This is a genomic window from Nocardia farcinica (assembly GCF_001182745.1).
GTDB lineage: Bacteria > Actinomycetota > Actinomycetes > Mycobacteriales > Mycobacteriaceae > Nocardia > Nocardia farcinica.
Window position 1 is genome coordinate 3,412,341 of the sequence record NZ_LN868938.1, and the last position, 6,834, is coordinate 3,419,174.

The window sequence follows — 6,834 nt, forward strand, 5'->3', positions numbered from 1 at the left end:
ACCTCCTGATCAGAGCGTGAGATCTTTGTCGGGTGGTGCCTCTGCCGACATCTGCTCGGTCGCGCCGACCACCGGCAGCGCGACCCCCTCGATGTCGCCGACGACTTCGTCGCCGTGCTGAGCGTTGACCAGGAAGCCGGGCACCTCGCCGCTGTCGCCCGCGCCGCGCGCACCCGCCGCCCCGGCCGCGGCGCCGCCCATCGGCACCATGCCGCCGGGACTGCCCGCGGGCACGGTGCCGCCAGGCCGCGCCGTCGACCCGGTCGCGCCGAGCTCGGCGCCCGTACCGGGCACACCCGGGGAGACGCCCGCGGCCCTGGTGCCGGTGTAGGGGCTCAACGGCGTCGCGGCGGGCGCGAAGCCGCCACCACCGCCGCCGCCGACGCCGCCGCCCGCGGCGCCGCCGCCCGCACCGCCACCCAGTGCCTTCGCCTCGTCCAGCTGCTCGGCGTCCGCGGCCGCCGGATCGGCGGCCGGCTTCGGCGCCAGCAGCGCGGTGTTCGCGGCGGCCAGCTGGGTCAGGCTCTGCGCGCTCTGGCCGGCCATCGTCATGAGCGGGGTCAACATCTGCAGCATCTGCATCGCCTGCTGCATGGAGTCGACGCCCTTGGGCGCGCTGGTGATCGGGACCTTCTGTCCGGCCTGCGTCATGCTCGCCGAATGGGCGGTCAATTCGGTGCGGGTCTTGGCGATCACCGCCAGTGCCTCCGCGATCGCCTCGGTGGTCGCGGCGACCATGAACAGCTGGCCACCCGGCGAACCGAGCAGCGGGGCGGCCGCCACCATCGAGGCGACGTACTTGGCGATCACCGCCGACATCAGCCCCGCCCCGACCGCCACCGAGGTGGCCGCGCCGGTGAGCACGGCCTTCTCCTGGGTGCTCTGGGTGGCCAGCTCGGCGCCGTCCTGCTGTGCCTGGCCCGCCTTCTCGGCGGCGGCGGTAGCACCCATGCCCTGCCAGGCCGCCATCGCGGCCTGTAGTGCCGTGCTGCCCAGGGTCATCGCGGTCTGCAGCGCGGTACCGATGCCGGACAGCATCTGGGCCGGATTGGGCCCGGCACCGGCCGCGGCGTCCAGCGCGCCGGTGCCGAAACTGCTGGCCATGTCGGTGAGCGGGCGCGCGAGGGCCGCGATGTCGATCACCGGCAGCGGCGGCAGTTCGGGAAGCGGCGGCGCCGCTGCCGGATCCGGCAGCGGCGGTAACCCCATGTCCCGCAGGATGTCGTTCACGGGCCGGTCGATGAGGGGCGCGAGCACGCTGCCCCGCAACAGGTCCAGGACCGTGGGATCCACCGGCGAGGTCATGAGAGGCCGTGTGCCGCCGCGTCGAATCCGGCGACCGAGGTCGCCTCGGTGGCCTCGTAGGCGGCGGCGCTCTGCTGCGCCGTCACCGCTGTGGCCGCGTGCACGGCCGCGAGTTCCATCACCGAGGACAGATGATTGGCCTGCGCGCCGGCGAACGCGAACAGGAAATCCTGACCGATCAGGCCGAAGACCGGGACCACCGCGGCCATGGTGGCGGCCTGGTCCACGGTGCCCGCGGTCGCGACCCCGGCGGCCATCGCGGCGGCGGCGTCCGCGTATCCGCGGATGACGTCAGGTGCAGCTACGAGGTCGCTCATCGTATTCCCCGTTCCTGTAAAGGAATTGACCTACCCAGTCGAACATACCAACGAAGCGCCGGTTCTCGGAAGTTCTTTCGACTCCATCGAGACTGTGCCGCAATTTCGTGAACGAGGGATGACTACCCGGCGACTTCCTCGTTGAATGCGGTGACCAGATCCGCACGCTGCGCGAAGGCCGCCGCCGCGGCCGCGGTCGAGGTCGACACCAACGCCTGCTCGAACTCCGCCGGCGACATTGTGGAAATCCCTTGTTTGAAAGTGAGATTCAGCAGAGTGCCGTTACCGTCGACCTCGACGGTGATCGCCCCGTCCGCCGATGTCGCACTCGCCCGCACCCCCGACATGTCCTCGGCCAGGTCGCGCAGCCGGTACAGCCGCGTGCGCACGGCGGCCTCCAGCTCGTCCATCGTCTCGTACATCGGATCCCCTCTCCCGCCGCGCCATCCGCCCCGCTCGGCTACACCTCACGCAGCCAGCTGCGCGGCTGATCCTCGTATTCTTCCTCGTCGGCGAGCTCCTGACCAGCCACCTGTTCCTGGGTGGGCAATCCGAGCAACGCCAGCATCTCCGGCGCCATGCCCGCCGCCGTCAACTGCTCACGCCGCGCCACCCCGGCGCGGTTGGCCGCCTGCTTGCACAGCCGCAGCACCTGCGCCGCCAGATCGGCGGGGTCGCGGCGCAATTCCGCGGGCTCGATCGCGATGCCGCGCGGCAACCCCTGCTCGGTGGTGCGCACGGTGATCGAGCCGTCCCGCGAGGAGGCGGTCCACTCCACCGGGCCCTGCTGCTCGCTCATCGGTACTCCTGCCTGTGTCGCGGTCGGTCGGATGCGCGGCCGGTCACGGTCGTTCGTCCTTGATGGCACGCACGACCTCGGCCACCCGGATGTTGATCATCGAGATCAGCCGCTTGCGGTCCGCGGCGACGGCCAACGGCGGATGCTGGTCGTCGACGACGTAGCGGCCGTCGTCGAGCAGGTCGCGCCACTCCAGCCGGTGCCGGGTGATGCCGCGCGGCCCGAACAGCGAACGGCCCTGGATCACTTCGATACTGCCCTGGTGCTGCACCGGCTCGGCGAGAAACCGCGCGGCCCGCTCGGCCACCGAGTCGTCGAAGGAGTCCTGCACCGCGGAACGGCCGTAGCTGTAGTCGAACTCCTCGGTGTCGGCGCGCGCCGCCAGGGTGACATCGGCCAGCCGGCCCGGCGTGGCGTCGGGCATGGCGCGCACCACCGCCTCGGCGAGCGCGACCGCGTCGCATTCGGACACGGTGAACGAGGTGCCGTGGTAGAAGGTCTCCCCCGGCAGCTGGTTCACCACGAACCCGCGATCACCCCGCCGCACCGCGTGGATACGGACCAGGCCCGCGGGCTTGCGCGGCTCGCGACCGTCCCGGCCGCTGGCGATGATCCGCAGGTCGGGTCGCACCAGCGCCTCGATCACCTCCCGGCACAAAGCGCCGTGGGTCCGGCGGGCGTTGGCCAGCGCCTCGGCCTGCTCCACCCGGAACACGCTGTCGAGTTCGGTGCGGGTGGCGAAGAAGAACGGCCACGGCAGCGCCTCGCGCTCGCTGTCGTACCAGAGCGCGTAGAACTCGAGGTCGGTGAACTTCCAGGTCTGGTTCATTTCTCCACAACGGGTTTCACGACGATCGGCGCCTCACCGAGCGCTTCCTCGAGGTGTTCCACCGAATCGAGGTAGTCGGCCCGCTTGTATTCCTTCTGGCCCTGGTTGGCGCCCTGGCCCGCCGCACCCATCGCACCGGGCGCGCCCGGCATGCCCGGCGTGGCGGCGATGCCCGCCCGCGCGGCTTCCATGCCGGTGGTCGTCGGCAGCGAGGCCCGGGGGAACAGCTTCGACGTGGCCGCCAGGTCCTTGGGATTGGCACCACCGGGCAGGCCGCCGCCACCGCCGCCACCGCCACCGGCGCCCTTGCCCGCGCCGCCACCGCCGCCCTTCTTCGCCAGGTCCTTCTGCAGATCCGACAACGAGCCGGGCAGACCGGCCAGCCCCGCGGGCTGCATGTTTTGCTGGGCGCCCTGCAAGCCTTCCTGGATCGCCTGCTGCGCGCCCTGCAAGCCCTGCTGCAACGCCTGCTGCGCCTGCTGGGCGGCCTGCTGCGCCGCTTGCTGGGCGGACTGCTGGGCGGCGGCCTGCTGCGCCGCCTGCTGCGCGGCGGCCTGCTGGGCGGCCAGGTCGCGCAGTGCCTTGTCCTGCTGACTCGCCTGGCTCTGCAGTTGCGCGAGTTGCGCGTTGGGCTGGTTCTGCGACACCGGGGTGAACGCCGGTTGCAGCTGGTTCGGGCTCGGGCTACCGGTCGGGGACGTGGGATTGCCCGTCGGATTGCCGGTGGGCACCGTCTCGCGCGGTCCGGGGTTCTGGCCCTGGATACCGGTGGGGCCGGGCAGCTCGGGCAGGACCGACGAGGCGGTGACGCCCGGGGCGTACCACGCGGTGAAGGCCGCCTGCGCGCGCGTCACGGCCTGGTTCTCGGCGGTGTCGCTGGCGGCCACCGGCGCGTCGGGCAGCTCGGCGTAGAACTTCGACATCCAGGCCGAGGCGTTCTCCAACAGCGTGCCGACGTGGTTCATCGCGGTCGTGAGCTGGCCTGCCGCCGCACTGTAGCGGTTGACCGCACCCATGCCCTGCTCGGCACTGTCGCCGCGCCAACGGGATTCGGTCAGGCCCGTCATACCGCGAGCCATGTTGTTGAAGCCGATGGTCAACCGGTCGGCCATGCGCTGCCACTCGCCCGCCAGCATGGTCAGCCCGTTGATCCGGCCCTCGAGCGAATTGCGCAGCGAGTTCGCCACCGGGTAGGTCAGCGAGGCCGCGGGCTCGAGGAAGGTGTTGATCGAGCGCATGCCGGGTGCCTTCGCGTCCAGCGGCCGCCCGCTGTAGCTCTCGCCGCCGACGTTGGTGGGAATCACCGGATCGTTGGAGATGTAGCGATCGCCGTGCCTGCGCATTCCGACATGGTGCACCTCACCGGCGGCGGCGCTCTCGTTCTTCAGCGCGTTGAAGACCGATTCGCTGGTGTCTTCCTGGTTCTCCACCATGCCGCCCGCGATGATGAACGCCTCCGCCAGGTCCCGCAGCGACTTCTTGAACGCGGGCAGCGTGGTGTCCATCAGCTCGATGCCCAGATCCTGGAACGCTTTCGACAGCGTCTTGCCCGAACCGAGATTGCCGAAGTGGTCGACGGTCTTGATGTCCTTGTAGAGCTGGTCGTAGGCCGCCTGTTCGCCCTGGCTGAGCTGCCCGCCCGGCGCATCGGCCTTGAAATCGCCCGCGGCGAACTCGATGATGTCCATCGCGTCGGCGATGATCTTCACCGCGTCCGTCGCGACCTGCTCGTCGATCTTGAAGACCCGGTTCTGCGCGGCGCTCCGCAAACCCTCGTAGGGATTCGGTTCAGCCATCGGTCAACTCCTGCCCTGCTCAGTGCAGCCTGTCGCTCGACATCGCTTCGGCCCCTGCCACTCCCGCCGATCATCCCACGGATCACGTGAACGGTCAGTAGCGCAGGCGTGAATCGTGCTCGCCCGGCGCGCGATTCCCGTCCCCGCGCGGGCTCGTACTCACGCGCCGACCGCGCCGTGCCGCTGCTGGAACCGCCGCTCGAACTCGGCGACGAACACCGACGGCGCCACCGACGACGAGGACTGCTCGAGCACACCGTCGTCGGCGATGTAGAAGACCGCCCGGCCGACGGCGAGCTCCCGCGCGGGCGCGTACACCATCCAGCCGACGCTGATCCGTTCCGCGCGCAGGTCCTCGACCGGGTAGCCCGCCGCGTCCATGCCGCGCTCGACGATGAACCGCCGGACCTTCGCCACCGCGTCCTCCTGCGGCATCGGCTCGGGGACGGTCACCGCCACACCCGCCATCGTCAGCTGGTAGAAGGCGCTGTCGACATCGAAATCGCCGCCTTCGCCGAACACTTCCACCAGCGTGTCCCGGGTGACCACGCCCACCTCGGCGGCCGCGACCAGCGTGGCGACGGCAGCGCGCTGCGCCTCGGTCGGCTGCTCGGCCAGCAGCCCGCACACCACGTCGACCACGGTGTCGGTGGTCCAGATGCCGGGCACCGCGTCGGCGAGCGCGGTGGCGGCGGGCGACTCGCCGCGATACCAGCTGCCCGCCTCCCACCAGTAGCAGAACGTCAGCAGCCCGTTGCCCGCGCGCGGATTGAGCACCGGGTTGGCCACCCATTCCGGCGCGCCCGAATACACCCGCGGCAGGTCGGCGCCGCCGTTGTAGGCGGCGTCGAGCTCGGGCGCGTTCCACACGCCGCCGGACAGCACGGCCCGGCCACCCGGCACCATGTACAGCGTCGCGCCGCTGCGCCGCGCGCCCTCGAAGAAGCCGAGCGCGGGCAGGATTCGCGGCCCCCACTGCGAGCCCGCCGCCACGAACGCCGCCGCCATCACCGCCCATCGGCCCCACATCACCGGCAATGCCGGAAAATCGGTGTCGCTGCGCACCGGCCGCACCTGCGCGGCGCGGTCGGCGCGGGCCTGCGCGGCCGCCACGTGCGCCGGACGCGACTGCCGGCCGCCGTGCCGGACGTAGGCGGCCAGCCAGACCGGCAGCGATGCGCGCGGATAGGTCTGTAGATCGGCGGCGTAGACCTCCGGCGGGAACAGCTGGTCGTCGGGGAACGGCTCGTCGCCGTAGTCGAAATCGACCTCGATCGCGCCGTCGTTGTGCAATGTCAGCAGCAGCCGCCACCACGGGCCGTCCCCGAGTTCGGCCGACAGCCTGCGGTGGTCGCGCACCAGTGCCAGCACGTCGGGCGCCGGCTGCACCCGCACCGCGCGGCGCTGCTCGTCGGAGAAGAAGACCTGCACCATCTCGGTGGTGGTGGTGAGGGTGAACACCGCGTCCAGCCGGGCCCAGCCCTGCGGTCCCTGCGCGGCCAGGCCGCGGGCGATGCGGTGGCACAACTGCTTCGCCCGCTCGGCCAGCTCGGCGGGGTCCTCGGCGAGGGTGAACCCGATGTCGGGGTCGTCGTCTTCGGCGTCGCCGTCCTGGGCTTCGGCGTGGGCGGCGGTGGCCGTCTCGACCGCATCGGGGCGCGGGCCGTCCGGCTCCGGAGCGGCCGCGGCGGGCTCCTCGTCGGGGGTCCGGTCGTCTGGGGTGGTCACGTCGCAGCCCTCTCCTCGTCCTCGTGCCTGCACCGCCGCTGCGAGCGGAAGGCCTTGTGC

The 6,834-nt window shown here is 71.5% G+C and carries 7 protein-coding genes; all 7 read right to left on the bottom strand.

The genetic code is table 11. The features are described 5' to 3' along the window. Nucleotides 1–9: 9 nt before the first annotated feature. Nucleotides 10–1,305: a hypothetical protein gene (locus AMO33_RS16160; protein WP_060593118.1), complete on the bottom strand. Its 1,296-nt coding sequence runs from the start codon at nt 1,303–1,305 to the stop codon at nt 10–12. Then, complete coding sequence (locus tag AMO33_RS16165; protein ID WP_011207348.1) at nt 1,302–1,622, bottom strand: type VII secretion target; 321 nt, start codon at nt 1,620–1,622, stop codon at nt 1,302–1,304. The genes AMO33_RS16160 and AMO33_RS16165 overlap by 4 nt, the downstream gene beginning before the upstream one ends. A 122-nt stretch (nt 1,623–1,744) precedes the next feature. After that, a complete protein-coding gene (locus AMO33_RS16170) occupies nt 1,745–2,032 on the bottom strand; it encodes a YbaB/EbfC family nucleoid-associated protein (RefSeq protein WP_228788345.1) in 288 nt (95 codons plus the stop codon). 50 nt (nt 2,033–2,082) lie between these two features. Further along, the gene (locus AMO33_RS16175; RefSeq protein ID WP_011207346.1) at nt 2,083–2,421 is read right to left on the bottom strand and encodes a hypothetical protein; all 339 of its coding nucleotides are present in this window, start codon (nt 2,419–2,421) and stop codon (nt 2,083–2,085) included. 43 nt (nt 2,422–2,464) lie between these two features. After that, nucleotides 2,465–3,250: an ESX secretion-associated protein EspG gene (locus AMO33_RS16180; protein ID WP_060593119.1), complete on the bottom strand. Its 786-nt coding sequence runs from the start codon at nt 3,248–3,250 to the stop codon at nt 2,465–2,467. Next, nucleotides 3,247–5,046 (bottom strand): hypothetical protein, encoded by a 1,800-nt coding sequence (locus AMO33_RS16185; RefSeq protein ID WP_060593120.1) that lies wholly within the window; start codon nt 5,044–5,046, stop codon nt 3,247–3,249. Before AMO33_RS16185 ends, AMO33_RS16180 begins: the two co-directional genes overlap by 4 nt. Nucleotides 5,047–5,205: 159 nt before the next feature. Then, nucleotides 5,206–6,774 carry a hypothetical protein gene (locus AMO33_RS16190; protein ID WP_240327541.1) on the bottom strand — a complete coding sequence of 523 codons (1,569 nt, stop codon included), beginning with the start codon at nt 6,772–6,774 and terminating at the stop codon, nt 5,206–5,208. Between the last annotated feature and the right edge of the window lie 60 nt (nt 6,775–6,834).

Excerpts from the sequence above, each read along its gene's own strand:
- AMO33_RS16170 (WP_228788345.1), bottom strand. The coding sequence starts at position 2,032 with ATGGACGAGCTGGAGGCCGCCGTGCGCACGCGGCTGTACCGGCTGCGC.
- AMO33_RS16185 (WP_060593120.1), bottom strand. The coding sequence starts at position 5,046 with ATGGCTGAACCGAATCCCTACGAGGGTTTGCGGAGCGCCGCGCAGAAC.
- AMO33_RS16180 (WP_060593119.1), bottom strand. The coding sequence starts at position 3,250 with ATGAACCAGACCTGGAAGTTCACCGACCTCGAGTTCTACGCGCTCTGG.
- AMO33_RS16175 (WP_011207346.1), bottom strand. The coding sequence starts at position 2,421 with ATGAGCGAGCAGCAGGGCCCGGTGGAGTGGACCGCCTCCTCGCGGGAC.
- AMO33_RS16160 (WP_060593118.1), bottom strand. The coding sequence starts at position 1,305 with ATGACCTCGCCGGTGGATCCCACGGTCCTGGACCTGTTGCGGGGCAGC.
- AMO33_RS16165 (WP_011207348.1), bottom strand. The coding sequence starts at position 1,622 with ATGAGCGACCTCGTAGCTGCACCTGACGTCATCCGCGGATACGCGGAC.